The 20,405-nt window shown below is 71.3% G+C and carries 34 protein-coding genes; 32 read left to right on the plus strand and 2 right to left on the minus strand.

Annotated features, from left to right (window positions below; translation table 11 throughout):
- Positions 1-25 precede the first annotated feature (25 nt).
- From LNW73_RS16050 to LNW73_RS16145, 21 genes are all read left to right on the plus strand, one after another.
- Complete coding sequence (locus LNW73_RS16050; RefSeq protein ID WP_250990363.1) at positions 26-388, plus strand: hypothetical protein; 363 nt, start codon at positions 26-28, stop codon at positions 386-388.
- Complete coding sequence (locus tag LNW73_RS16055; RefSeq protein WP_250990364.1) at positions 385-789, plus strand: hypothetical protein; 405 nt, start codon at positions 385-387, stop codon at positions 787-789. Before LNW73_RS16050 ends, LNW73_RS16055 begins: the two co-directional genes overlap by 4 nt.
- Entirely contained in the window at positions 783-917 is a 135-nt protein-coding gene (locus LNW73_RS35990) for a hypothetical protein (protein ID WP_285391147.1), read from the plus strand. The genes LNW73_RS16055 and LNW73_RS35990 overlap by 7 nt, the downstream gene beginning before the upstream one ends.
- The gene (locus tag LNW73_RS16060; protein ID WP_250990365.1) at positions 914-1,384 is read left to right on the plus strand and encodes a hypothetical protein; all 471 of its coding nucleotides are present in this window, start codon (positions 914-916) and stop codon (positions 1,382-1,384) included. Before LNW73_RS35990 ends, LNW73_RS16060 begins: the two co-directional genes overlap by 4 nt.
- Complete coding sequence (locus LNW73_RS16065; protein ID WP_250990366.1) at positions 1,381-1,545, plus strand: hypothetical protein; 165 nt, start codon at positions 1,381-1,383, stop codon at positions 1,543-1,545. The genes LNW73_RS16060 and LNW73_RS16065 overlap by 4 nt, the downstream gene beginning before the upstream one ends.
- A complete protein-coding gene (locus LNW73_RS16070) occupies positions 1,542-2,057 on the plus strand; it encodes a hypothetical protein (protein ID WP_250990367.1) in 516 nt (171 codons plus the stop codon). Before LNW73_RS16065 ends, LNW73_RS16070 begins: the two co-directional genes overlap by 4 nt.
- Positions 2,057-2,287 carry a hypothetical protein gene (locus LNW73_RS16075; protein ID WP_250990368.1) on the plus strand — a complete coding sequence of 77 codons (231 nt, stop codon included), beginning with the start codon at positions 2,057-2,059 and terminating at the stop codon, positions 2,285-2,287. The genes LNW73_RS16070 and LNW73_RS16075 overlap by 1 nt, the downstream gene beginning before the upstream one ends.
- The gene (locus LNW73_RS16080) at positions 2,280-3,164 is read left to right on the plus strand and encodes a Rad52/Rad22 family DNA repair protein (protein ID WP_250990369.1); all 885 of its coding nucleotides are present in this window, start codon (positions 2,280-2,282) and stop codon (positions 3,162-3,164) included. The genes LNW73_RS16075 and LNW73_RS16080 overlap by 8 nt, the downstream gene beginning before the upstream one ends.
- Positions 3,161-3,706, plus strand: a complete 546-nt coding sequence (locus tag LNW73_RS16085) for a hypothetical protein (protein WP_250990370.1) — start codon at positions 3,161-3,163, stop codon at positions 3,704-3,706. The genes LNW73_RS16080 and LNW73_RS16085 overlap by 4 nt, the downstream gene beginning before the upstream one ends.
- Complete coding sequence (locus tag LNW73_RS16090; RefSeq protein ID WP_250990371.1) at positions 3,703-3,975, plus strand: hypothetical protein; 273 nt, start codon at positions 3,703-3,705, stop codon at positions 3,973-3,975. The genes LNW73_RS16085 and LNW73_RS16090 overlap by 4 nt, the downstream gene beginning before the upstream one ends.
- Positions 3,972-4,562, plus strand: a complete 591-nt coding sequence (locus LNW73_RS16095; protein ID WP_250990372.1) for a hypothetical protein — start codon at positions 3,972-3,974, stop codon at positions 4,560-4,562. Before LNW73_RS16090 ends, LNW73_RS16095 begins: the two co-directional genes overlap by 4 nt.
- Complete coding sequence (locus LNW73_RS36375; RefSeq protein ID WP_250990373.1) at positions 4,559-6,034, plus strand: DNA cytosine methyltransferase; 1,476 nt, start codon at positions 4,559-4,561, stop codon at positions 6,032-6,034. The genes LNW73_RS16095 and LNW73_RS36375 overlap by 4 nt, the downstream gene beginning before the upstream one ends.
- The gene (locus LNW73_RS16105) at positions 6,031-6,246 is read left to right on the plus strand and encodes a hypothetical protein (protein WP_250990374.1); all 216 of its coding nucleotides are present in this window, start codon (positions 6,031-6,033) and stop codon (positions 6,244-6,246) included. The genes LNW73_RS36375 and LNW73_RS16105 overlap by 4 nt, the downstream gene beginning before the upstream one ends.
- Entirely contained in the window at positions 6,246-6,695 is a 450-nt protein-coding gene (locus LNW73_RS16110) for a hypothetical protein (protein ID WP_250990375.1), read from the plus strand. The genes LNW73_RS16105 and LNW73_RS16110 overlap by 1 nt, the downstream gene beginning before the upstream one ends.
- 72 nt (positions 6,696-6,767) lie before the next feature.
- Positions 6,768-7,619: a hypothetical protein gene (locus tag LNW73_RS16115; protein WP_250990376.1), complete on the plus strand. Its 852-nt coding sequence runs from the start codon at positions 6,768-6,770 to the stop codon at positions 7,617-7,619.
- Positions 7,616-7,942, plus strand: a complete 327-nt coding sequence (locus LNW73_RS16120) for a hypothetical protein (protein ID WP_250990377.1) — start codon at positions 7,616-7,618, stop codon at positions 7,940-7,942. Before LNW73_RS16115 ends, LNW73_RS16120 begins: the two co-directional genes overlap by 4 nt.
- A gap of 53 nt (positions 7,943-7,995) precedes the next feature.
- Positions 7,996-8,580: a WhiB family transcriptional regulator gene (locus LNW73_RS16125; RefSeq protein ID WP_250990378.1), complete on the plus strand. Its 585-nt coding sequence runs from the start codon at positions 7,996-7,998 to the stop codon at positions 8,578-8,580.
- A gap of 209 nt (positions 8,581-8,789) precedes the next feature.
- Positions 8,790-9,569: a hypothetical protein gene (locus LNW73_RS16130; protein ID WP_250990379.1), complete on the plus strand. Its 780-nt coding sequence runs from the start codon at positions 8,790-8,792 to the stop codon at positions 9,567-9,569.
- A 2-nt stretch (positions 9,570-9,571) separates the two neighbouring features.
- Positions 9,572-9,715 (plus strand): hypothetical protein, encoded by a 144-nt coding sequence (locus tag LNW73_RS16135; protein WP_250990380.1) that lies wholly within the window; start codon positions 9,572-9,574, stop codon positions 9,713-9,715.
- Positions 9,716-9,818: 103 nt separating this feature from the next.
- The gene (locus LNW73_RS16140) at positions 9,819-10,022 is read left to right on the plus strand and encodes a hypothetical protein (protein WP_250990381.1); all 204 of its coding nucleotides are present in this window, start codon (positions 9,819-9,821) and stop codon (positions 10,020-10,022) included.
- 83 nt (positions 10,023-10,105) lie between these two features.
- Complete coding sequence (locus LNW73_RS16145) at positions 10,106-10,276, plus strand: hypothetical protein (protein ID WP_250990382.1); 171 nt, start codon at positions 10,106-10,108, stop codon at positions 10,274-10,276.
- Positions 10,277-10,328: 52 nt separating this feature from the next.
- Here the strand turns inward: LNW73_RS16145 and LNW73_RS16150 are convergent, their stop codons facing one another.
- Together LNW73_RS16150 and LNW73_RS16155 are read right to left on the minus strand one after the other, a co-directional pair.
- A complete protein-coding gene (locus LNW73_RS16150; RefSeq protein ID WP_250990383.1) occupies positions 10,329-10,541 on the minus strand; it encodes a hypothetical protein in 213 nt (70 codons plus the stop codon).
- Between the two features lie 47 nt (positions 10,542-10,588).
- On the minus strand, positions 10,589-10,834 hold the full coding sequence (locus tag LNW73_RS16155) for a hypothetical protein (RefSeq protein WP_250990384.1): 246 nt from the start codon (positions 10,832-10,834) through the stop codon (positions 10,589-10,591).
- Positions 10,835-11,021: 187 nt separating this feature from the next.
- On the opposite strand from LNW73_RS16155, the gene LNW73_RS16160 reads away from it, so the two are divergent.
- The 11 genes from LNW73_RS16160 to LNW73_RS16210 all read left to right on the plus strand — a co-directional run bounded on the left by LNW73_RS16160 (position 11,022) and on the right by LNW73_RS16210 (position 20,404).
- On the plus strand, positions 11,022-11,804 hold the full coding sequence (locus LNW73_RS16160; RefSeq protein WP_250990385.1) for a DUF2637 domain-containing protein: 783 nt from the start codon (positions 11,022-11,024) through the stop codon (positions 11,802-11,804).
- A 9-nt stretch (positions 11,805-11,813) separates the two neighbouring features.
- Positions 11,814-11,969, plus strand: a complete 156-nt coding sequence (locus LNW73_RS16165; RefSeq protein ID WP_250990386.1) for a hypothetical protein — start codon at positions 11,814-11,816, stop codon at positions 11,967-11,969.
- 8 nt (positions 11,970-11,977) lie between these two features.
- A complete protein-coding gene (locus LNW73_RS16170) occupies positions 11,978-12,466 on the plus strand; it encodes a hypothetical protein (protein WP_250990387.1) in 489 nt (162 codons plus the stop codon).
- On the plus strand, positions 12,463-13,161 hold the full coding sequence (locus tag LNW73_RS16175; protein ID WP_250990388.1) for a hypothetical protein: 699 nt from the start codon (positions 12,463-12,465) through the stop codon (positions 13,159-13,161). Before LNW73_RS16170 ends, LNW73_RS16175 begins: the two co-directional genes overlap by 4 nt.
- 236 nt (positions 13,162-13,397) lie before the next feature.
- A complete protein-coding gene (locus LNW73_RS16180; RefSeq protein WP_250990389.1) occupies positions 13,398-13,811 on the plus strand; it encodes a hypothetical protein in 414 nt (137 codons plus the stop codon).
- Positions 13,811-15,160, plus strand: a complete 1,350-nt coding sequence (locus tag LNW73_RS16185; protein ID WP_250990390.1) for a phage terminase large subunit family protein — start codon at positions 13,811-13,813, stop codon at positions 15,158-15,160. Before LNW73_RS16180 ends, LNW73_RS16185 begins: the two co-directional genes overlap by 1 nt.
- Positions 15,161-15,172: 12 nt before the next feature.
- Positions 15,173-17,479 (plus strand): phage portal protein, encoded by a 2,307-nt coding sequence (locus LNW73_RS16190; RefSeq protein ID WP_250990391.1) that lies wholly within the window; start codon positions 15,173-15,175, stop codon positions 17,477-17,479.
- Positions 17,480-17,523: 44 nt separating this feature from the next.
- Positions 17,524-17,880, plus strand: coding sequence for a hypothetical protein (locus LNW73_RS16195; RefSeq protein WP_250990392.1), 357 nt, complete (start codon positions 17,524-17,526; stop codon positions 17,878-17,880).
- A gap of 178 nt (positions 17,881-18,058) precedes the next feature.
- Entirely contained in the window at positions 18,059-18,697 is a 639-nt protein-coding gene (locus LNW73_RS16200; RefSeq protein WP_250990393.1) for an HK97 family phage prohead protease, read from the plus strand.
- Positions 18,698-18,863: 166 nt separating this feature from the next.
- Positions 18,864-20,174, plus strand: coding sequence for a phage major capsid protein (locus LNW73_RS16205; RefSeq protein WP_250990394.1), 1,311 nt, complete (start codon positions 18,864-18,866; stop codon positions 20,172-20,174).
- A gap of 8 nt (positions 20,175-20,182) precedes the next feature.
- Entirely contained in the window at positions 20,183-20,404 is a 222-nt protein-coding gene (locus tag LNW73_RS16210) for a hypothetical protein (RefSeq protein WP_250990395.1), read from the plus strand.
- Position 20,405: the final 1 nt, after the last annotated feature.

Raw genomic sequence — 20,405 nt, forward strand, 5'->3', positions numbered from 1 at the left:
CACTCCACGAAGTGAGGCACCAACCGTGAACAGTCATCCTAGCCAGCGCGAGCGCCTGATGGCCGCTCTGTCCGCTGCCGAGAACCTCGTCGCACAGTCGCCCGCTGAGCCGTACACGGTCGACATCACCCACCACTCCGCGTTTCCCGCTGACGCCGTCGGCGTACAGATCTTCTTCCGGCAGGACCCGGGCGGTGTGCGCGAGTTCGCCGCCGTGATGGGCGTCGAGCCGGTCGAGATGGCGTCCGAGTTCGGCGGTCGCCCGCTCGTCGACACGGTCGCGAGTGGTGACCTGGACGGCGTCCCGTACCTGGCCTGGACCCGCGCATACAAGGCTGCTGAGGTCCCCGCCCTGGACACCGCCCCCGCATCGGGCGTGGCCGCATGACCGACGTGCGGGCGTTGAGCGCCCTCGCCGATGTCATCTGCCGGGCGCAGGAGCAGGGCCGTGTCACGCCGATGGGTATCGCCTTCGCGATCGACGCCGCTGGCCTGCTGATGTCGCCGGACACCTCCGCCGAGCTGGACGAGTACCGGCGCCAGTTCCCGAAGCTGACGGCCGGGCGGCCCGCCCTTCCCCGCCGTGTCGACTCGGAGCGCTACTACTCCACGCCGTCGGGCTGCTTCCACTGCGGGATCGGCCACCGCGAGCACGCGCAGCAGTGGACCCCGGCCGGCGGGTGGCACCAGTGGACGCCGCCCACCGACGAGCAGGTCAAGGCCCGCATGCTGGCCCGCCGTTCCGCGCGCCGCCAGTACGCCCGTGCTGCGGGTGGTGCGTCGTGCTGAAAGACGACACCTGGCTCCTGTGGCTGCTCCTCGCCTGCCCCTCCATCTGGGGCCTCTTCGCCCTCGTCAACGTCCTGATCGACCGCGCGACGGTCGTCCGCCCGCGCGAGACCGGAGGCCACCGATGACCGACCACGCCGCCGAGGCTGAACGCCTCATGTCCGCCGTCGCGGAGACCCGCCCCGGGCACGCTGCGCAACAGCTCATGATCCAGCGGGCACGTGTGCACGCGCTCCTCGCCCTGCGCGAGCAGCGTGAGACCGGGGCCGCCGAGATCACCGGGCCGAACCGGGTGTACGTCAAGGCCATCCCGGCCGGGGCGACGCTCGACCTCTCCTCGTTCGTTCACTCGCTGCTCGTCAGCGTGGCGACGGACCCGGAGTTGCTCGACCTGTTCACGGACGTCATCGACTCCCTCAATGACCCGGACGACGTGCACGACCCGCACGCCCCCGAGTCGCTGCGGCTGGAGGAGCTGACCGAGCGGCTCGACCCTCGCGTGTTCGTGTACGGGCGGCAGGTCGCCCGGCTCGCGGACTCGCTGCACACCATCGCCCGGCCCAAGGGTCTGCCCGGTCAGCGAGGTGTGGCGTGATCGGCTGGATCATCCTCGGCCTCGTCGTCGTGGCGTTCGCCCTTGCGATCTGCGCGGCGCACGTTCCCGGGCTGCGGGAGCTGACCGGCGCCGCACCCCTCGACCGCGAGCCCACCCCGCCCACCGGGCTGCCGACGCAGCAGGACCGGGGGACGTCATGAACGCCCCCGACCTCGCCACCGTGCGAGCCGCCGCGGGTGAGTGGCTGCGGGGCATGACGGGCGACGCCCGCCCCGCCTGGCGTGTCGTGTCCATCGACGGCGCGGACCCGGCGACGGGCATCGGTCCGGCGTGCCTCGACGAGGACCACGAGGCGACCGACAGCAGCCCGTACGAGTGCTGCCCGGAACCGTTGATCGAGACGGAGTCCGCGCCGTTGGCCGAGTACCTCGTCGCGCTCCTCAACGCCGACGCAGGGAAGGCCACCCGCACGCCTGGGGCGAAGGTCACCCTGCCCCCCGCGCCGGCGCGGCTCGCCGGGTACGCCGCGGCCCTCCGCGCGGTCGACACCTATGCGCAGCTCGACGACCCGAGGGACCGCGAACGGTTCGCCATCGCCGCGATCAACCACGCGGACACCGAACTCGACCCGGTCTACAAGTCCGGCTACGACACCGGGCGCATGCACGGCGGAGCACGGCCGACGATCGCCGCCGAACGAGGCGACGCCTGATGGCCGACACGACCACGACCGGGGCGGTCACCGCCCCGGCCCCGCACCAGCCGCAGCACCGCGACGCCGTCGAGCAGTGGCTCATGGGCCACCGCGACACCTACCTCAGCGCCGCGTACGGCGGCGAGGTGTCCGCGTATGACGCGCTCGACGCCGCCATCGACGAGTACCGCCAGCACTCCGACGAGGGCACCACCCTCCCCGAACCGGCAGGTGACGACCATGAATGACCTCGTCAGCAAACTGACCGACACCCAAATCCGCGTCCTCTTCGGAGAGCTGAACCAAGGGCGTGTCGGCTTCAACCAAAAGGGCTTCGCTCACGTCCAGCAGTGGGACGTCCGCCGCTTCCTGATCCGCGTATTCGGGTTCGGCGGCTACGACACCGAACTCCTCGACGTCCGGTGCGTCCGCGAAATCGAGCACAAGCCGAACAACCCCGACGGCAAGAGCCGTTGGACTGTCGTCTACCTCGTGCACCAGCGCCTCACGATCAAGGCCGTGAACGGCGATGTCATCGGCCGCTACGAGGGCGTGGCCACAGGCGACGCGCAGAACCAACCGAGCCTCGGCGACGCCCACGACGGCGCGGTGAAGGAAGCAGACAGCCAGTCGCTCAAGCGGGCCGCGGTGAACCTCGGCGACTCGTTCGGCCTGTCCCTCTACAACGGCGGCGCTACCACCCCGGTCGTCATCTGGTCGGCAGCTCATCCGCCGAAGGCCACGAGCGAGAGCGGACCGGCTGCGGTTCCGACCGCACCGGAGGACCCGCCCGTTCTGCCCGACCCGGAGGAGGCCACCCGCGACGAGGCTCCGGCGGACGAGCCGCAAGGCCCCGCCGACCCGCTGGCCCCGGCACCGTCGGTTCGGCGGGCGTCCACGTCGGCCCCGGCCGCCCGGCAGGCGGCACCCGCCGCAACCGGCGAGGACCCCGCCGACCGCGAGGCCGCGCTCTCCGAGATGCTCGACGCCGCCCGCGAGATCGGGTTCTCCGAAGGCGTGACCAGCGAGTTCAAGAAGACGTTCGGGCACCCGATCGGGCAGGGCACGGCCGCCGAGTACCGGCAGGCCCGTGACCTCATGCTCGGAAACTCGGTGGCCGCATGAGCCTCAAGGAAGCAGCGACCGAGGAGGCCGTCCTCAAGGCGCTCCTCGACCAAGTCGACGTGGCATACAAGGCGAAGCGCATCGAGGTACAGAAGCTGCTCGACGAGGCAGCGAAGGACCACGGGCAGCGCAACGTGACGATCGAGGTAGCAGGCGCGCAGGTCGCGACCGTCAACCTCAAGTCGGGCAGCGCCGAGGCCGCCGTCACCGATTCGGCGGCGCTCCTCGCATGGGTGATGGCCGAGGCGCCCGGCGAGATCGAGCGGCAGTTCGTGACCACCGTGCGGCCGGCGTTCCTCAAGAAGCTCCTCGCCGAGCTGACCGCAGCGAACGGCACGGAGTGGGCGGACCCCTCGACGGGCGTCATCCATGACGTGCCGGGCGTGGCCATCGTCGCGAACCGTGGGCGGACGCACGAGGTGCGGTTCACCGGAGGGAAAGCGGGCCCCGGCCGCGACGCCATCGCCGCGGCCTGGCACTCCGGTGCGTTGGAGCTGCCGGGCGTGGCCGTCCCCCTCGCGGTCGAGGGCGGTGCGTCATGAGCGGCACCGCCCTCGGCGTCAGCGCCGCCGTGCTCGGGTTCGGCGGCGGCGTGGTCGCGATCGTCTCCCGCTACCTGCCGCACCGTCGGCCGGCTCCGGCCAGCACTCCCGCCTTCGCCACCTTCACCGAGACCCTCCCGCCCGAGGCCGAGGCCGGCGAGTACCGGCACTGCCCCGCCTGCGATCGGGACCGGTACAGCGCCGTGCACGCCGACGGGTCCGCGCACTGCTGGACGTGCAAGACCGAGATCCCGGCGCCTGCGCTGTGACCGCCGAGACGCTGTTCGACACAGCACCCGCCATCCCCGCCCCGGCTCCGGCCGGGGCGGGCCCCCGGCCCCTGGTCATCGGGCTCGACCTCTCGCTCACCTGCACGGGTGTCGCTGGAGCCGAGTGGACCGAGCACATCAAGACCACGGCGAAGGGTCACCTCCGCCTCGCCTACATCCTCGAACAGATCGCCACGTACATCCGCGCCGCCGACCTCGTCGTCATCGAGGGCCCGTCGTTCGGCGGCGGCGTGAAGCACCGGCACGAAGACCTCGCCGGGCTGCGCGTCATGACCCGGCACCTGTGCTGGACCAAGGGCATCGACTACGCCGTGATGCCCCCGTCGTGCCGGGCCCTGTACGCCGCTGGCAAGGGCAACGCCAGCAAAGGCGAGGTCCGTACGGCCATCACCGAGCGATACGGCATGCAGCTCGAAGGCCGCGCCCGCTACGACGAGGCCGACGCCTACGCCCTGTGCGCCGCCGGCCTGGACTGGCTCGGCTACCCCCTCGCCCCCGTCCCGGAGAAGAACGCCACGGCCCTCACCGGTAGCCAGTGGCCCGACCGCAAGGCGGTAGCGCTGTGACCATCACCTTCACCGACATCTTCTGTGGGGCAGGCGGCTCGTCCAACGGCCTCGTCGCCGCTGGCATGGAGCTGACACTCGCCGCGAACCACTGGCAACGCGCCATCGAGACCCACGCCGCGAACCACGTCAACGCCGACCACCTGTGCGCGGACGTCAACAACTACGACATGCGGCGCCTGCCCAAGACGCGGGTGCTGTGGGCGTCGCCCATCTGCACCGAGCTGAGCCCGGCAGGCGGACGCAAGCGGACCAGCAAGACGACGAGCAAGGGACAGATCGCCCTCGAAGAGTTCGGCCACGTCCCGAAGGCCGCCTTCGACCGCACCCGCGCGACCGCGTACGACGTCATCCGGGCGACCGAAGTCCACCGCTACGACATCGTGCTCATCGAGAACGTCATCGAGTTCGCCGTCGACTGGGAGCTGTTCGACTGGTGGCGCAAGGGCATGGAGCTGCTCGGCTACCGCAGCCAGTTCGTGTCCGTGTCCTCCGCGCACATCGGCGACGCGGGCAACGCGCCCGCCCCGCAGTGGCGTGACCGCATCTACGGGTGGTTCAGCCGCGAGGGCATCCCGATGCCCGACCTGCGGCCCCGGCCACGGGCGATGTGCACCGAGTGCGGGGAGACCGTGGCCGCCGTGCAGTCGTGGCGCAACCCGCGCGGCCCGAAGCTCGGCAAGTACCGGCAGCAGTACGACTACCGGTGCCCGAACAGTCGGTGCCGTAACGCCATCGTCGAACCGTACGTGCGGCCCGCCGCCGACATCATCGACTGGTCCAACCGGGGCGTACGCATCGCGGACCGTGCAGAGCACGGCCTCCGCCCGCTCGCGGCCAGCACCGTCAAGCGCATCCGCGCCGGCCTCGACCAGCTCGGCGAACAGCGCATGGTCGTGACCGTCAACCACGGCGGGCACGACGGCCGAGCCTTCCCCGCCGACGAGGGGCCGCTCCCGTCCCGCACGGTGAAGATCGGCGAGGCCATCGTCACGCCGTGCGGCGGCACATGGAACACCGTCCCCTACCTCGCGGCCGCGCAGCCGTTCCGGACCCGGACCACGACGGAGAGCGAAGCCGTGTGCTTCCCGCCCGCCGAGGACGCGTTCGTCGTCGAGTACCGCAACCACTCGACCGCCTCACCGGTCACGGACCCGGTCGCCACCGTCACCGCGCAGGGCAACCATCACGCCCTGGTGATCCCGTACCGCAACGCCGCCACGAAGACGACCGACGACCCGCTTCACACCCTCGCGACGCGGGACTCCGCCGGGCTGGCCCGCCCTGCACCGACGGTCGAGGACTGCCAGTACCGGATGTTGCAGCCTCGCGAGCAGCTCCTCGCGCAGCGCTTCCCCAAGGGCTACATCGTCCATGGCAACCGCGGCGAGCAGACCATGCAGGCGGGCAACGCCGTCTCCTCGAACGTCGCGCAGTGGCTCGGCGAGCACGTGGTGCGAGCGCTCGCATGACCGCCCGGCAGCAGCCCCGCCGGCCGCCCCGGCTCCTCGACTGGCGGTCGCCCGCGCACTGGTCCTGGACCGACCTGCCGTGCCGGTACTGCGGCCTCGACACACCCCTCCGCGACTCGAAGCGCTCACCGGCTCACAAGGTCTGCGCGGAGAGAGCCCTCGATCAACAGGCCGCAGAAGCGGCCGCCGCCTATGGAAAGGACACCCTCTGATGCCCAAGCTGCCCGAGCACAGCAGCCCGGAGGTCAAGCTCGACGCTGGCGCCGCCTTCGTCGAGACCGCCCTCACCCGCGAGCAGCGCCGCGGCCTGTTCGAGGCCCCCGGCATGGTCGTCGTCGCCATCGTCGAACTGTCGTCGACCTCGTACACGGGCCACGCCGAGGGCGAGGAGAAGAAGCCGAGCGTGAAGCTGCGCGTCACCGGCTGCGAGGTCGCCCGCACCGACGAGGAAGCCGCCGCGCTCCTCGAAGCCAAGCGCGCCATGTGGAGGGGCCGCCGCATCGAGGGAACCCTCGACGAGATCGGCAACGGCCCGCGGCATGCGGAGCACGTCCTCGAAGAGCGGTTCGCCACCTACCCCACCGAGGCCGAGTACCAGCAGCAGGAGCAGGCCAAGGAGGACCGGGCGGCCGAGCGCCGCCGCGTCCAGCACGCCAACTGACCGACCGGGCCGGGGCGTCCGCACGCCCCGGCCCGCAGCTCCACCCCTCCGCACCGTACGAGATGAGCACACGTGAGCACTGACGATCAGGCGGGCCGCGCCAGCGGGGGCGTCCCGCACGCCTTCCGTAACGCGATCTTCTGGCGGTGGGCGCCCGACATGCCCCGCGGCCTGCCCGCTGCATTCGTCACCACGCTCTACGCCCTCGGTGCCGCCGCCAACACGGACGGGAAGTTGCGGTTCCGCGACGGGAAGCCGATCACCATCAAGGCCATCGCCGCCGGCTGCAAGACGGATGAGAAGGACGCCCGGCGGTACGTGGACGCCGCGATTCGCGCCGGCGTCGTCCACATGGAGGGCGAGCGCAAGCGCGGCAAGGAGGCGCTCTACTCCCTCGTGCTGCACCCGTTGCCGAACTGGACGGCGGCCGCCGCGCACATCGAGGCGACGAAGCGCAAGCGCCCGGAACGGACTCCTCCGCCGTGGCAGCCCGACCCGGAGAACGGGGGACCGCCCCCCGATCTGTGGGAGGGCGAGAACGGGGGACCGCCCCCCGATCTGGACGGCCTCGACGAAGAGGGAGAACGGGGGACCGCCCCCGGTACGGGTTCGGGGGACCGCCCCCCGTTCGGTTCGGGGGACCGCCCCCCGTACATCCCAGGTAGTCCCAAGGAAGTACCCCACGAGATGGCTGCGGTTGATCTTCAACCACAGGTAGAGGGCGGTCCGGTTGGCGAACCGATCACCTCGCCAGACCAAGACCACCCCACCGCCAGCCCCGTCGGCACCGCCGCCGAGTTCGTCCGCTGCACCCGATGCCGCTCGCCGATGCTCCCCCGCCCCGGCCGCGAGACCACCCATGCGCACTGCGCCGCCAGCACTGCCAGCACCGCCACGCCCGAGCCGAAGGGAAGCGCCGCATGACCCGCAACCCGTGCCGCATCACCGGATGCCACGGCACCGCCATCAACCGCCGCATCTGCCAGAAGCACCGCGTCCGCGCCCGCCTCTACGGCGACCCCCACGCCACGCCCTGGGCCACCGTCGAGCCCCTCGACGTCGAGGCCGTCGTCGCCCGCCAAGCGAAGCCAGACGGGCTCGGCGCCGCTAGCCGCCACGAAGTCGCCCGCCGCCTCACCGCCCTCCAGCTCAGCGCCGACGAGATCGCCCGGATCCTCAGCGTCTCGCCCCGCACCATCCACCGCTGGCGCGCACAGGACCGCACCACCACCACGGCCGCCGAGTAGACCCCGCCGAGACCAACGACCACACCGCCAACCGCAGCGGAGGAGCGCCGACCATGCTCGACCTCAACGTCCTCATCCCCCCGTATCTCCTCGGCCTGGCCGGGCCCACCCCGTGCGCCGGGCTCGACGAGATCTTTGTCGGCGACGAGGCCCAAGCCCGGCTGGCCAAGCCGCTATGCGCTCGCTGCCCCGTGATGGAGGCGTGCGGTCAGTGGGCCATCGAGCACAACGAGCGCGGCGGAATCTGGGGCGGGATGACGCCGAAGGAGCGCCGCGACAGCACGCGTACGCCGGCCGCCGCCGAGGACTGCGGGTCTGAGACGGCGTACCGGCGGCACTGCGCGCTCGGCGAGGAGTGCGAACCCTGCTGGAGCGCGCAGGCCGTCCGCATCCGGGAGGACCGCGAGCGCCGGTTGGCCCTGGAGCACGCCGGCCCCGGCGGCGGATCGAGGTCCGGGTACTACCTGGAGCGCGTCCTCGGCCTGCCGTACTGCCCGAACTGCCGTACCGCCATCAAGGATGCGTCGGCGCAGCACAAGACGAAGCGCCGCTCTCAGCGCCTCGCAGCCGTGCCGGACACCCCGGAGCCCGCCGAGGAGCCGATCGACGCTCACGCGCCCGCGCAGGCCGCCGCATGACCGCCGTATGGATCATCGTCGGCTGGACCGTGAGCGGCCCACTGCTCGCCGCCGCGCTGCTCGTCGCGTGCTGGCTCCGCGGCTGGCACCGCCCGTGACCCTGCTCGGGCTGCTCCAACTCCTCGCGCTCGTCGCCGTCATCGGCGCCGCGACCTCGACCCTCGTCACCCCGTACGACCGCCACCGTCACACCGGAAGGACCAAGACCCATGACACCCGCCGACCTCTCCCGCGTCTCCCGCGAGCTGGCCGAGGCGCTCGACGCCATCACACGCACGGCCGTCGAGCAGTTGACGCGCGTCGTCGCTGACTTCGCCGCCGCCGCAGTCGGCCCACTGACGGGCGACGACGCTCCGACGACGGGCGCCGACGAGCCGGTCGGCCCGCGCTGCGACCACACCGAGCCCGACACCCCGTGCGACTGGGACCGGTGCACGCAGCCCGAGCGCCTTGCCCGCGGTGACCGCGGCGGGCTGCCGCCGACGCCCGTCCTCGACAGCCTGCGCGCTGGCCAATGGATCACGGCCGACAACGGATCGTTGCCCCTCCTCGTCGCAGGCTGTGATGCCTCCATGCTCGGCGTCAACGGCAAGCCGATCGGTCCGTGCGTCCTGCGCCATGACCACGCCGGGCCCGTTCATCGTGCTGCGGACGGAACAACGTGGTGGCCGACGCCCGACGACGGGTCGACGACGGCCACCACCGAGCAGCCGACGGCCGACGACGTGGCCGTCGCCGCCGAGCTGCGGTCGATCGCCGACGCCGTCGTCGCCGACGCGGCGACGTACCCGGGCGCAGGAGCCAACTGGCACAACGGCATCGACCACGCCGTCCGAGCCATGCAAGCCCGAGCCGACTGGATGGACCACCGCACCGACGGGCTGACCCCGCCGGCCGCCGGGCTCCCTCCCGCCAAGCCGTGCACGAAGCACACCGGCGCCGACCGGCAGCGCTACGGCTGTACCGGACCCGACCCGCAGGAGAGCTGACCATGCACCTCGCCCTCAACCTCGCGCGGGACCTGTTCAACCTCGCCTGCCTCGCCGCTCTGTTCCACGTCGGCCGCCTCGTCGAGCGCGAGCGCTGGACCGAGACCCGCGAGCAGCCCGGCGCCACCGACCACCCGAAGGACTGATCATGAACGGCTACAGCCTCGCCGCCGTCATCGCCGTGTGCGTGACCGTGCTGCTCTGCTTCGCCCTCTGGGCCTCGACCAAGACCACCCGGAAGGGCTGACCATGGCCGACGAGACCAGCACCACCGGCCCCGGGCTCACGTACACCTCGGCGGCGTCCGCCGGCACGTGGACGACGACGCCCGTCGATCACCAGGCCGTCAGCAACCCGCGCGACCGGGCGATCTGCCGGGCCCTGCTCAAGCACGCGCTCACCCTGCTCGACGACGCCGAGGCCGAGACCAAGAAGCACCCCGTCGGATTCTGACTACCCGAACGGGTGAACGGCGGGAACTACTCGGGGGCCCCGCGCGTCGACAAGGGCAACCCCCCGTCAAGCCAAGGAGAAAGATGCCTTCGGATCTCGGTCGCGAAGTGAAGGAAGCCCTGCTCACAACGATCAAGGAGCATGGCGAGAAGTGGCAGAACGAACCGGCGTCCATTGGCGCTGCCGCCGCTCTCAGGGACCTCGCCGAGGCGTACGCCTGGCTTGAGCGGCCTGCCCGCGTCTCCAGCAACTAAGCACCGCTTGGCAGCGCTGACGCCCCGTCGCCCCCGCGGTGACGGGGCGTCGTCATGCCGTCGGCCAGTCGTCCGGGCCACCACCCCGCCACTCGAACACGTCGGGGTCCGCGAGGTCAGCGTCCTCGACCTCAAGGCCGGCCCGGCGTAGGAACTCGATGACGTCCCCGGCGTGCGTCGCGAGGCCGAAGTCCTGCCCGCGTATCGTCACGCGGCGCGCGCCGCCGCTCGGCGCGTGGATGATGACCGGCCGCTGTCCGTCCATGATCCAAGCGTGCGCCCGACGCCCCGACGACGCACCTCGACGGGCGTCTACTTGCCTCGGCTGATCTGCGAGGCCCGGTACCCGGTCGTGCCGATCTGAGCGCCGATCTCGTCGAAGGTCATGTCCTGCTCGTGCAGCGTGATCACGGCTTGCTGCCTCACCTCGCGCACCTCGCGGTGCAGCGTCGGCCACTCCCGCAGCAGCTCAGACGTAGCCGCGGCTCGCTCGGCAGCGTCCGGCATTGCCTCCAGAGCGCGGAGCGCAGCGCGCACCGCCTCTACCTCTCCCGCCATCTCGGCACCTCCGCCCGGAGAGTAAGGCTGCAAATGACCCCGCGAGAGGGGTACCCTGCTCAGGAGAGGGGTACCCCTCTAGAGCGTCACGACGGGCCGACGACGGCCCCGACGCCCCACAACTGAACGGCCCCCGTCGGTGCGCTAACACCGGATCGGGGGCCTCACCGTAGGAGATGAGACCTCCATGGCTGATCAGCAGCCTACCCACGCCCCGCCGTTCTGGCTCGCCATCGGCGCAGCGGCCATCATCACCGGCATCACCGGCATCGCGTTCTGGCTCTCGTACTACCACCTGCACGACGTCGCCACCCGGTACGGCCTCGGCATCGACCCGTCCCGCGCGTGGGCCTGGCCCGCCGTCCTCGACCTGTTCTACCTCGCAGGCGAGCTGCTCATCCTCCGCGCCTCATACCTGCGCAGCGTCGACCCGTGGGCCATCGCCCTCGCCTCGCTCGGCGCCGGCGGCAGCATCGCCCTCAACGTCGCAGGCGTCGGCCCCGGGCAAGCCGTCCTGGTCTACGTCGTGGCCGCGGTCCCGCCCGTTGCCGCGCTGCTCGCGTTCGGTGCGCTCATGCAGCAGGTACACCGGTACCTCGCCGTCCGCGTCGAGGCTGCGCCGACGGTCGTCGTCGAGCGCGTCGTCGCCCCGCCGGTCCCCGTCGCGCCGCCCGTCCGGCCGGCCGTCGAGCAGGCCCCGCCCGTCGAGGAGCAGCCGACGCCCGTCGTCGAGCAGCCGGTCGAGCCCGAGCCGCTCTACGCCGACGCCCGGTCTCACGCTGTACGGCCGCTGTACGACGCCGGGTACCGCCCCGGCACGGTCACCATGCGGAACGCCATCGTCGCCGCCGGGTTCCCGAAGCCGTCCGACTCCGTGATCCGCGGCACGATCCGCGCCGAGGTCGAGCGCGAGGAGCCCCGTCTCCGCGACCTGCCGCCCGAGGCCACGCCGCTCCACCGCGCCGGATAGGCCCCGGCCATGGAGACCGCGCTCTCAGTGCTGTTCCCCGTCGCGATGCTCATCGCCGTCCTGTGGCTGCTCCGAGTCGACCGGCGTGCCCTGCCGCCCGTCCTCGCGACCGCCGCCCTCGCCGTCACCGCGGGCGCCCTCGTCGCCCTGCGCTTCATCCTCTGAGGAACCCCATGAACATCGTCTCTCTCGGCGGCGTGACCGTCGGCGTCGGCATCGTCCTACTCGTCGCCCTCCACTGGTGGCACCGCGGCAAGCGCAAGCCGGCCGCCCTCGCCCCGTTCGTCCTGTCCACCGCATACGGCATGCTGCTCATCCTGTCCGCCGGGGGCCTGCTCGGCGCCCTCGCTGGCTACACCCTGTGGAGCGGCAACGGCCTCGGGAACATGGCCCTCGTCTACGGCGTGGGCGGCGGCACACCGGACGTCACCCGAGCCCATCAGATGGCGCTGACCGACGGCGGGCACGCGGTCGTCATCCTCGTCTCGCTCGCCCTGTTCGGCCTGTGGAAGTGGGCGGGCAAGATCCGCAACGGGCAGATCGCCGCTGGCATCATCGCGGGTATCTGCCTCGGCCTGTCCGGCACCGTCGCAGGAGCAGCCGCCGTCCCGCTCGCCAGCGGCGTCAACGCCCTCGGCCTCGGCCTCACGAGGCTCATGTGAACGGCGCTCAGATCGTCCCCGACATCTGCACCGGCTCGGCCCTCATGTGCCGACGCTTCGGCGCGTGGCTGCTCCCCGGCACGCTCAAGGGCGCAGCAGCGCGGCTCAGCGCTGCTGCCTTGGGTACCGCGTTCTTCGTGCCCCTGCTGTTCAGCGCCCGCCCGCTCGCGGCCGTGGCGTTCGCCCTGTGGTGCGGCGGGGCGTGGCTGACGCAGCGAGCCGGGCACCGCCGGGCCGCCGCCGAGGACGCGTTCGTTCGGCTCCTCCATGAGGCCATCGGGGACGCGAACGGCACGCTCCTCGCCGACGTGCTCGTCACGATCCAGCGCGCCGGGCACCTCCGCGAGTGGGCTGTCAACGACGTCCGCAAGCTGTGCGAGCGGCTCGGTATCCGGGTGACGGACGCGATCAAGGTGAGTGGCCGGACGTCGGTCGGTGTGCATCGCGACGACCTCAACGCCGCGTGGCCCGCCGTGCGGGTGGCCCCCTCCCCGGCCCCTCTCGCCAGCCCCTCCCCTCCCGGTAGTTCCGCAGGTCAGAGCGGAACTACCTTCGAGGCGTCCCACCCCACAGAAGGGGTTACGTGCATCACGCAGGTACCGGCCCGGTCGGATGACGCCGGCGTCGAGGACGCCATCAGCGACGCCCTCGACCTGTTCCGCGAGCCCACCCCGCAAGCCCGGAGACGAGCATGACGCGCCGCCTCGTGACCGCCCTCGGCGTCCTGCGCGGCACCGACTTCCGGACGTACTACTGCGCGAGCTGCGGCGGGTACTACCCGATCAAGCACTTCGGCCACTGACCGACCGCACCGACCGAGGCCCCTGCCGAGCGACCAGCGGCAGGGGCTCCGTCGTGCTCGCGACTTGCAGCAGCCAAGATCCCCCCTGGCCAGTTCTCCGTACCCTCCGAACCAGGGAGGAGACGGGCTATGGCGACGAAGACGAACGCGGACATCGCGCTCCAGCGGGAGGACGAAGTCCTCATCCTGCGTACCCGCGACCGCCTCCAGTTCCGGGAGATCGCCGAGCGCCTCGGCTGCGACGTGAAGAACGCGCACGAGGCATGGGTCCGCGGTCGCGCCAAGCAAGCCGCAGCAGCAGCCGCGCAGTACGGGGCGTACGTCGGGGAGCAGCTCGCCATCATTCAGGAGATCATCACCGGCCTCATGCCGAAGGTCCGCAAGGGCGACGTGCGCGCAGTCGAGGGCATGTGCCGGGCCCTGGACCACGAGGCGAAGCTCCTCGGGCTGTACGCCCCAGTCAAGGCCAGCGTCACCGTGACGGACGAGATGACCGAGCGGGTCAAGGCGCTCGCCGAGGAACTCGCCGGGCTGGCCGACTGATGACCGTCCTCGACGACCTCGACGAGCGGCTCGCTGGGCTGTCCCCCGCTGAACTGGATCTGCTGGAGCAGGCGCTCGCGGCCAAGGTCCGGGAGAAGCGGTGGGGGAAGTGGAAGCCGTACCCGTGGCAGGTCCCGCCCGACGACATCGAGACCCTCGGATGGTGGCTCCAGCTCGGCGGCCGAGGCACGGGCAAGACGGACGGCTGCGCCCGGTACATGGTCGCGCACGTCAACGGCCCACCCTGCGACCCGAGACTCCGCGGCGGGCACCGCATGGCCATCATCGCTCCGACGCAGGGCGACGCCGTCGAGGCGTGCGTCAACGGACCGAGCGGGCTCAAGGCCCACGACCCGCGCGTCGTGCTGCGCACCACCGCAGGCGGCACGTTCGCCAAGTGGCCGACCGGGGCCGAGGCCAAGCTCTTCGGAGCCCACACCCCGGACGACGTTGAGCGCCTGCGAGCCGGCGGTAACCGGTGCCTCGTGTGGATGGAAGAGGTCGCCGCGATGCGCCGGCTCGGCGCCGCGATCACCCATTCCGAGATGGGCCTCCGCATCGGCCCGAGGCCGCACTACATCGGCAGCACCACGCCGAAGCCGCGGACGGAGTTGATCGAGCTGACGAAGCGGTCCGACGTCGTCGTCACGCACGGCCGGACCCGCGACGCTCACCACCTGCCCGAGGAGCAGCGCCGCAAGCTGCTACAGCGGCACCTCGGCACCCGCACCGAGAAGCAGGAACTCGACGGCGAACTGATCAAGGAGATCGAGGGCGCTCTGTGGTCCGCGAAGCTCCTCGACCGCACCCGCGTCGGCGCCGCCCCGCCCCTGGTCCGCATCGTCATCGCCGTCGACCCGGCCGCCTCGGACGGCGAGGACTCCGACGAGATGGGCATCATCGTCGCCGGGATCAGCCGCGCCTACATCCCCGACAAGAACGGGTTCGCCCGCCGGCACGGCTACATCCTCGACGACCTCTCGGGCCGCATGTCCCCCACCGAGTGCATGCGCAAGGCCGCCGAGGCGTACCACGCATGGAAGGCATCCGCGGTCGTCGCCGAGGTCAACAACGGCGGCAAGTGGATCCGCACGACCATGCACCAGGTCGACCCGACCGTGACCTTCCGCGAGGTGCACGCCAGCGTCAACAAGCAGACCCGCGCCGAGCCCGTCAGCGCCGTGTTCGAGCAGCTCGCCGCGCACATCGTCGTCAGCCTGCCCGAGCTGGAGAACCAGCTCAGCACGTGGGTACCGGGCGAGGACAGCCCCGACCGGCTCGACGCCATGGTGTGGGCCCTCACCGATCTCATGCTCGCGCCCGCGGGCAACTTCGCCGCGGTCGCCTGAGGAGGCAGCACAGTGGGACGTATCAAAGACGCGCTCGACGTGGCATTCGGTCGCCGGGCCATGGGCGGGCTCGGCACCATCCGCGACCGCCGGCCGCTCACCGTGGCCATGGGCGGGCAGATGTCCGTCACCCTCGACCTCGACGCCGAGGCCCGCGGCTACGCACACAGCGCGGTCGCCTACCGGTGCGTAGCGGCCATCGCCGACAACGGCAGCAGCGTGCCCCTGGTCGTACGCGGGCCGTCCGGCGACGCCATCGAAGGCCACCCCATCGCGCACCTGTTCAACAAGCGGCCGAACCCCCAGATGTCCGCCCGCGTGCTCAAGTCGATCGTGCTGCAACAGGGCGAGCTTGCCGGGCAGGCGTTCGTCTGGCTCGACCGAGGGGAGACGGGCGTCGGCCCCGTCGCCGAGGCGCATCCCGTCTTCGACGACGTCACGGTCGTCGTCGACAAGCCCGTCGCGGAACGGCCGACGACGGCCAACCTCTCGGGCTTCATCATCAACCGGGCCGACGGGCAACGCGTGTTCGTCCTGCCCGAGGAGATGCTGTGGCTCCGCTATCCGCACCCCTTCGACCCGCTCGGGTGCCTTGCCCCTTGGAAGGCCGCGAGGCATGCAGTCGACATGGACGCGTACGCGCGGGAGTGGCAGCGCTCCAGCTACAAGAACGGGGCAACGCCAACGGGCGTGATCTACCTCGGCGAGATGGAGGCGACCGACTTCGCATCGGCGAAGGCGTCGTGGCGCAGCAGCATGCAGGGGCCCGCCAACGCCGGGAAGAACCTGCTCGTAGCCAGCCCTCCCGGGAGCGGGAGCCGGGCCGCCTCGTACGTCCGCGTGGGCCTGACAGCCGAGGAGATGGACTACCTCGAATCCCGCATGGCCAACTCCGCTGAGGTCATGCTCGCCTTCGGCGTGCCGCACGACTACCTGTCGGGCGGGACCACCTTCGAGAACCGCAGCGCCGCCAAGGCCACGCTGTGGAGCGACACCATCAAGCCGAAGCTTGAGATCATCGGCAGCGAGATCGACCGCGTGCTCCTGCCCTCGGACGCCGAGGAAGCCGAGTTCGACCTGTCGAGCGTCGAGGCGCTCCAGGACTCGCAAGACGCCGTAGCCAACCGCACCAGGGCGAGCGTCTACTCCGACACCCTCACCATCGACGAGGCCCGCGGCACCCTCGGGTACGAGCCGCTCCCCGGCGGGCTCGGGAAGCACACCCTCACCCCGTACCGCAGCCAGTTCGCCCCCGTCCAGGGAGCGCCGGCCGCCGACGCCGCCCGGTCGTGGGATGCCGACTTCTCCCGCCTGCTCGGCGTGCCAGCCGACGACGACGTCGAGCGGGCCGTCGAGCGCGTCCTGTCGCGGGTCGCCGGGATCCCGACGCCCGCCGACATCCTGCCGACGCCCCGTCGTCTGGAGCTGACGCGGGCCGACGACGCCCCGTCGTCGCCCTCCCTCGCCGACATCAACGCCGCGTATGACGCGCTGGAGGCGACCGGCCGGGCCGCCGTCCGCGCGCTGGCCAAGGAGCAGCGCGAGCGCGTCCTCCGCGACTTCGACCGGCTGATGAAGAAGCCCGAGCGCGGCGCGGCGTGGCTCGTCGAGCTGCGCACCGAGGCGTGCGCCCTCGCCGTCGAGGACACGATCCGCCTCACCCCGCCCGACCTCGACGCGGTCACCGCGGACCGGGCGACCGCCCTCGACCTCGCCGCCGGCCCGGACGGGTGGGAGGAGCGCATCAAGGCCCGCGACGTCTTCGACCCCCGGTACTGGAAGCGCCGCACCGCGGAGAAGCTCAGGCCCTTCCTGGAGTCCGCGTGGCGCCGTGGCGGTACGAGCATCACCGAAGACTTCGACCTCGACGAGCCGACCGTCGCCGACGAACTCGACGCCCGCCTCACCGCGCTCGCCGGGCAGGTCACCGCCACAACCGAGGCCGTCCTCCGGTCACAGCTCCTCGCGCACGGTGTGGCCGAGGGCGAGTCCATCCCCGCCCTACGTGCCCGCTTGCAGGCGGTGTTCACGGACCTCTCCGACTACCGGGCGACGATGATCGCGCGGACGGAGACGGTCGGTGCGTACAACGCCGCGGCGCAGTCGGCCGCCATCGACGCAGGCGCGACCCGCAAGACGTGGCTGTCGACCGACGACAAGCGGACCCGAGCCACGCACCGCGCGGCCGGCGGGAAGTCGGTGCCGCTGAACAAGCGCTTCGAGCTGACGCAGTCCCGTTGGCCCGGCGACCCGGTCGCACCCGCGAACCAGTCGATCAACTGCCGCTGCACCCTTACGTTCCAATACGAGGAGGATTGACCCGTGTTTTCTTACGAAAACTTGCCGATCGGTGGTGGCTGCTGATGGTCATGGTCCTTCGCGGCGAGGTGCCCGTCATCCTCCAACCCGCCGCCCATGCGCAGTACAAGGGCGCGTACTGCCCTGCTGGCGTGCCGTTCGCGGAGGTGCGGCGCGGCCCGCTCGACGGCCACACCGAATACGCCGTGCGGCCGGATGCCGACGGCGGGGTGCCCCCTGTCATGAGCTTCGACGGCGGGCGCTTCGCCTACGAGTACGACGGCCATGACGCCCGCGGGCGTGCCGTGTACCGGTACGCGCCCCGCCTCTCCCCGGCGCACCAGGGGATCATGGATGGCGTCGCCGAGGTGTACGCCGAGCACGCCCTCAAGCAGCTCAAGGCGCAGGAGGGCGGCCGATGATGGGCGCCGGATACGTGCAGGTCAGATGCCCTTCGTGCAACGTCGATCAACCCGCGAAGCTCGCGATCCTCCCTGAGCCATGCGACGACTTCACCCGCCCCACCCTGGCCGCGACGCTGCGCGTCGACATGCGGTCAGTCAACGCGCACGTCGAGGCGTGCAGGAAGGCCAGGACCCCATGAGCGAGGTCGAGTTCCGCACCCTGGAAGACGTCGAGTGGCGCGTCGACTCCGGCGAGGAAGGGACGTTCGAAGGGTGGGCATGCCGGTACAACAAGGTCGACAGCTACGGCACGACGTTCCACCCGGGCGTTTTCAAGAAGGGGGTCGACAAGGGCAACTACGCGATGTTGTTCATGCACTCGCCCTTCCAGCCCGTGGGGACTTTCAGCGCCGAGGAGCGCGCTGATCACCTGTGGATCAGCGGCCGGTACGACGACACCGCGGCGGGCACCGACGCCCGGATCATGGCCAAGAGCGGCAGCGCCCGTGAGCTGTCCGTCGGCTTCATCCGGACCGACCTGCCCGACTGGTCAAAGCTCGCCGAGATGGACGAGCAGACGTACCGGGACACCCTCGACAACATCAAGTCCGCGCGGCTCGTCGAGGTCAGCCAGATCACGGCACGCATGGCGGCCGTCCCCGGAAGCAAGCTCAAGACGGTCCGGTCCGCGCTCGGCGCCCTGTACGACGAGGTCGAGGCCCCGTCCATCGACGAGCAGGTGACCGCCGAGCGGAAGCGCCTCGCCACAGTCAAGGCGCAGCGTGACGCCCGCCTGCGCGCGGCAGCCCGCATGCGACTTGCAGCAGCCAAGTAGCCGACCTGCGCGATTGATCTACCCTCGCACTCATCCGGGCAGCTCACACCGGACGTAAAAGCCGTGAGCATGCCGGGCGCGATCCACCGGCCGTGAAAGACGGACCGCAGACCCCCAGACATCTGGGCGGCTGCGAGCCGTCCACGGACCGAGAGGACCCGGCCACATGAGCGCACGCCGAGCACTCGGATACCGCAAGGGCCGCGCCGCCGTCGGCGAGGACCCGCGCAAGCGGTACCCGATCTTCCCCATCAAGGGCGGGGCACCGACCCTCGCCGAGCAGCGTGACGAGGTCATGCGGCTGCTCGCTGACGAGAGCTACGACGGCGACGTCGCCGAGCTGCTCCAGCGGGCCGACACCATCACGGGCGAGATCGAGCAGGCGGAGAACCGGCAGTCACGCCTTCGCGCGCTGCGCGCTGCCTCGGTCCCTGCTGGCGACCCGCAGCCGCAGCCGGGCAACCGTCAGCAGCCGGGCATGCAGCCCGACGCGCAGGGCAACGAGCACCCGCTCACTGTCGCCGAGGCGTTCGTCCGCTCCGCCGCGCTGGAGACCTTCCGGGCTGGCGGCGCGCGCGGCAAGTTCGCCTTCGACCACCGCGCGGCCCCGGCCGGCACGGTCACCACGGGCACGCAGCCGCGGCCGAACACCAGGGTTCCGGGGATCATCCCGCAGAACCCCGACTTCCCGCTCCTCGTCGCGAACCTGCTCGACCGCCAGACGTCGGACGGCACCACCCTCGAATACATGCGGGACACGTCCGGCCCGCAGTCGACGTGGAACGCCGCGGCTGTCGTCGCGGAGGGTGGCGACAAGCCGAAGACTGGCCCGTTCACCTTCGACCTGATCACCACCACCCTCAAGACCGTCGCGCACTGGGTGCCGATCACCCGCCAGGCCGCGGACGACGACTCGCAGCTCATGGGGTACATCAACGGCAGGCTCGTCTACGGGCTGGAGTACAAGCTCGACCGGGAGATCCTCACCGGCAACGGGTCGACGCAGATGCAGGGCATCCTCACGACCTCGGGCATCGGCACGTACCAGCCTGCGAGCGGCAACACGGACGCGAAGCTGATCACCGTCCGCAAGGCCAAGACCCAAGGCGAGCTGGCGATGTACGCGCCGGACGCGATCGTCATGAACCCGCTCGACTGGCAGGACATCGAGCTCGACACGGACGCCAACGGGCAGTTCCGTGTGATCACGACCGTCACCGACTCCGGCGCACCGATGCGCATTTGGGGCCTGACCGTCGTGACGTCCGTCGCGATGACCGCCGGCACCGCGCTCCTCGGCGGCTTCCGCATGGGGGCAACCCTGTGGGAGCGGCAGGGCATCACGATCCTGATGACCGACTCGCACGCGGACTACTTCACCGCGAACACGCTGGTCATCCTCGCCGAGCGGCGCGCGAACGTCGCCGTCCACACCCCGGCCGCGTTCGTCAAGATCACCTTCGCGGCGCTGCCGTAATGGCCGGCGTGACGAAGCAGGTGACCGTCGTCAAGGGCGGCACCCGCGTAGCGAACCAGGAGACCGAGGTTCTGCGCGTCGTCGACTCGGCGCCGGCCCTCATGGACGGCAGCACGAAGCCCGTCATCAACAACCAGAGCGGCAACTTCGCCGACCTCGCGGCCGTCACGACCGCGTACAACGCCCTGCTCGCAGCGCTGCGCACCCGCGGCGTCATCGGAGGTAGCTGAC

The organism is Streptomyces sp. RKAG337 (assembly GCF_023701715.1).
Lineage (GTDB): Bacteria > Actinomycetota > Actinomycetes > Streptomycetales > Streptomycetaceae > Actinacidiphila.

What these genes read in the sequence shown, in the direction of transcription:
- LNW73_RS16155 (WP_250990384.1), bottom strand. Translation starts at nt 10,834, where the DNA reads ATGGCGGGAGAGGTAGAGGCGGTGCGCGCTGCGCTCCGCGCTCTGGAG.
- LNW73_RS16135 (WP_250990380.1), top strand. Translation starts at nt 9,572, where the DNA reads ATGCACCTCGCCCTCAACCTCGCGCGGGACCTGTTCAACCTCGCCTGC.
- LNW73_RS16205 (WP_250990394.1), top strand. Translation starts at nt 18,864, where the DNA reads ATGAGCGCACGCCGAGCACTCGGATACCGCAAGGGCCGCGCCGCCGTC.
- LNW73_RS16090 (WP_250990371.1), top strand. Translation starts at nt 3,703, where the DNA reads ATGAGCGGCACCGCCCTCGGCGTCAGCGCCGCCGTGCTCGGGTTCGGC.
- LNW73_RS16110 (WP_250990375.1), top strand. Translation starts at nt 6,246, where the DNA reads ATGCCCAAGCTGCCCGAGCACAGCAGCCCGGAGGTCAAGCTCGACGCT.
- LNW73_RS16130 (WP_250990379.1), top strand. Translation starts at nt 8,790, where the DNA reads ATGACACCCGCCGACCTCTCCCGCGTCTCCCGCGAGCTGGCCGAGGCG.
- LNW73_RS16160 (WP_250990385.1), top strand. Translation starts at nt 11,022, where the DNA reads ATGGCTGATCAGCAGCCTACCCACGCCCCGCCGTTCTGGCTCGCCATC.
- LNW73_RS16195 (WP_250990392.1), top strand. Translation starts at nt 17,524, where the DNA reads ATGGTCATGGTCCTTCGCGGCGAGGTGCCCGTCATCCTCCAACCCGCC.
- LNW73_RS16200 (WP_250990393.1), top strand. Translation starts at nt 18,059, where the DNA reads ATGAGCGAGGTCGAGTTCCGCACCCTGGAAGACGTCGAGTGGCGCGTC.
- LNW73_RS16080 (WP_250990369.1), top strand. Translation starts at nt 2,280, where the DNA reads ATGAATGACCTCGTCAGCAAACTGACCGACACCCAAATCCGCGTCCTC.
- LNW73_RS16120 (WP_250990377.1), top strand. Translation starts at nt 7,616, where the DNA reads ATGACCCGCAACCCGTGCCGCATCACCGGATGCCACGGCACCGCCATC.
- LNW73_RS16085 (WP_250990370.1), top strand. Translation starts at nt 3,161, where the DNA reads ATGAGCCTCAAGGAAGCAGCGACCGAGGAGGCCGTCCTCAAGGCGCTC.
- LNW73_RS16185 (WP_250990390.1), top strand. Translation starts at nt 13,811, where the DNA reads ATGACCGTCCTCGACGACCTCGACGAGCGGCTCGCTGGGCTGTCCCCC.
- LNW73_RS16170 (WP_250990387.1), top strand. Translation starts at nt 11,978, where the DNA reads ATGAACATCGTCTCTCTCGGCGGCGTGACCGTCGGCGTCGGCATCGTC.
- LNW73_RS16075 (WP_250990368.1), top strand. Translation starts at nt 2,057, where the DNA reads ATGGCCGACACGACCACGACCGGGGCGGTCACCGCCCCGGCCCCGCAC.
- LNW73_RS16150 (WP_250990383.1), bottom strand. Translation starts at nt 10,541, where the DNA reads ATGGACGGACAGCGGCCGGTCATCATCCACGCGCCGAGCGGCGGCGCG.
- LNW73_RS16165 (WP_250990386.1), top strand. Translation starts at nt 11,814, where the DNA reads ATGGAGACCGCGCTCTCAGTGCTGTTCCCCGTCGCGATGCTCATCGCC.
- LNW73_RS16145 (WP_250990382.1), top strand. Translation starts at nt 10,106, where the DNA reads ATGCCTTCGGATCTCGGTCGCGAAGTGAAGGAAGCCCTGCTCACAACG.
- LNW73_RS16070 (WP_250990367.1), top strand. Translation starts at nt 1,542, where the DNA reads ATGAACGCCCCCGACCTCGCCACCGTGCGAGCCGCCGCGGGTGAGTGG.
- LNW73_RS16055 (WP_250990364.1), top strand. Translation starts at nt 385, where the DNA reads ATGACCGACGTGCGGGCGTTGAGCGCCCTCGCCGATGTCATCTGCCGG.
- LNW73_RS16060 (WP_250990365.1), top strand. Translation starts at nt 914, where the DNA reads ATGACCGACCACGCCGCCGAGGCTGAACGCCTCATGTCCGCCGTCGCG.
- LNW73_RS16105 (WP_250990374.1), top strand. Translation starts at nt 6,031, where the DNA reads ATGACCGCCCGGCAGCAGCCCCGCCGGCCGCCCCGGCTCCTCGACTGG.
- LNW73_RS16180 (WP_250990389.1), top strand. Translation starts at nt 13,398, where the DNA reads ATGGCGACGAAGACGAACGCGGACATCGCGCTCCAGCGGGAGGACGAA.
- LNW73_RS16140 (WP_250990381.1), top strand. Translation starts at nt 9,819, where the DNA reads ATGGCCGACGAGACCAGCACCACCGGCCCCGGGCTCACGTACACCTCG.
- LNW73_RS16125 (WP_250990378.1), top strand. Translation starts at nt 7,996, where the DNA reads ATGCTCGACCTCAACGTCCTCATCCCCCCGTATCTCCTCGGCCTGGCC.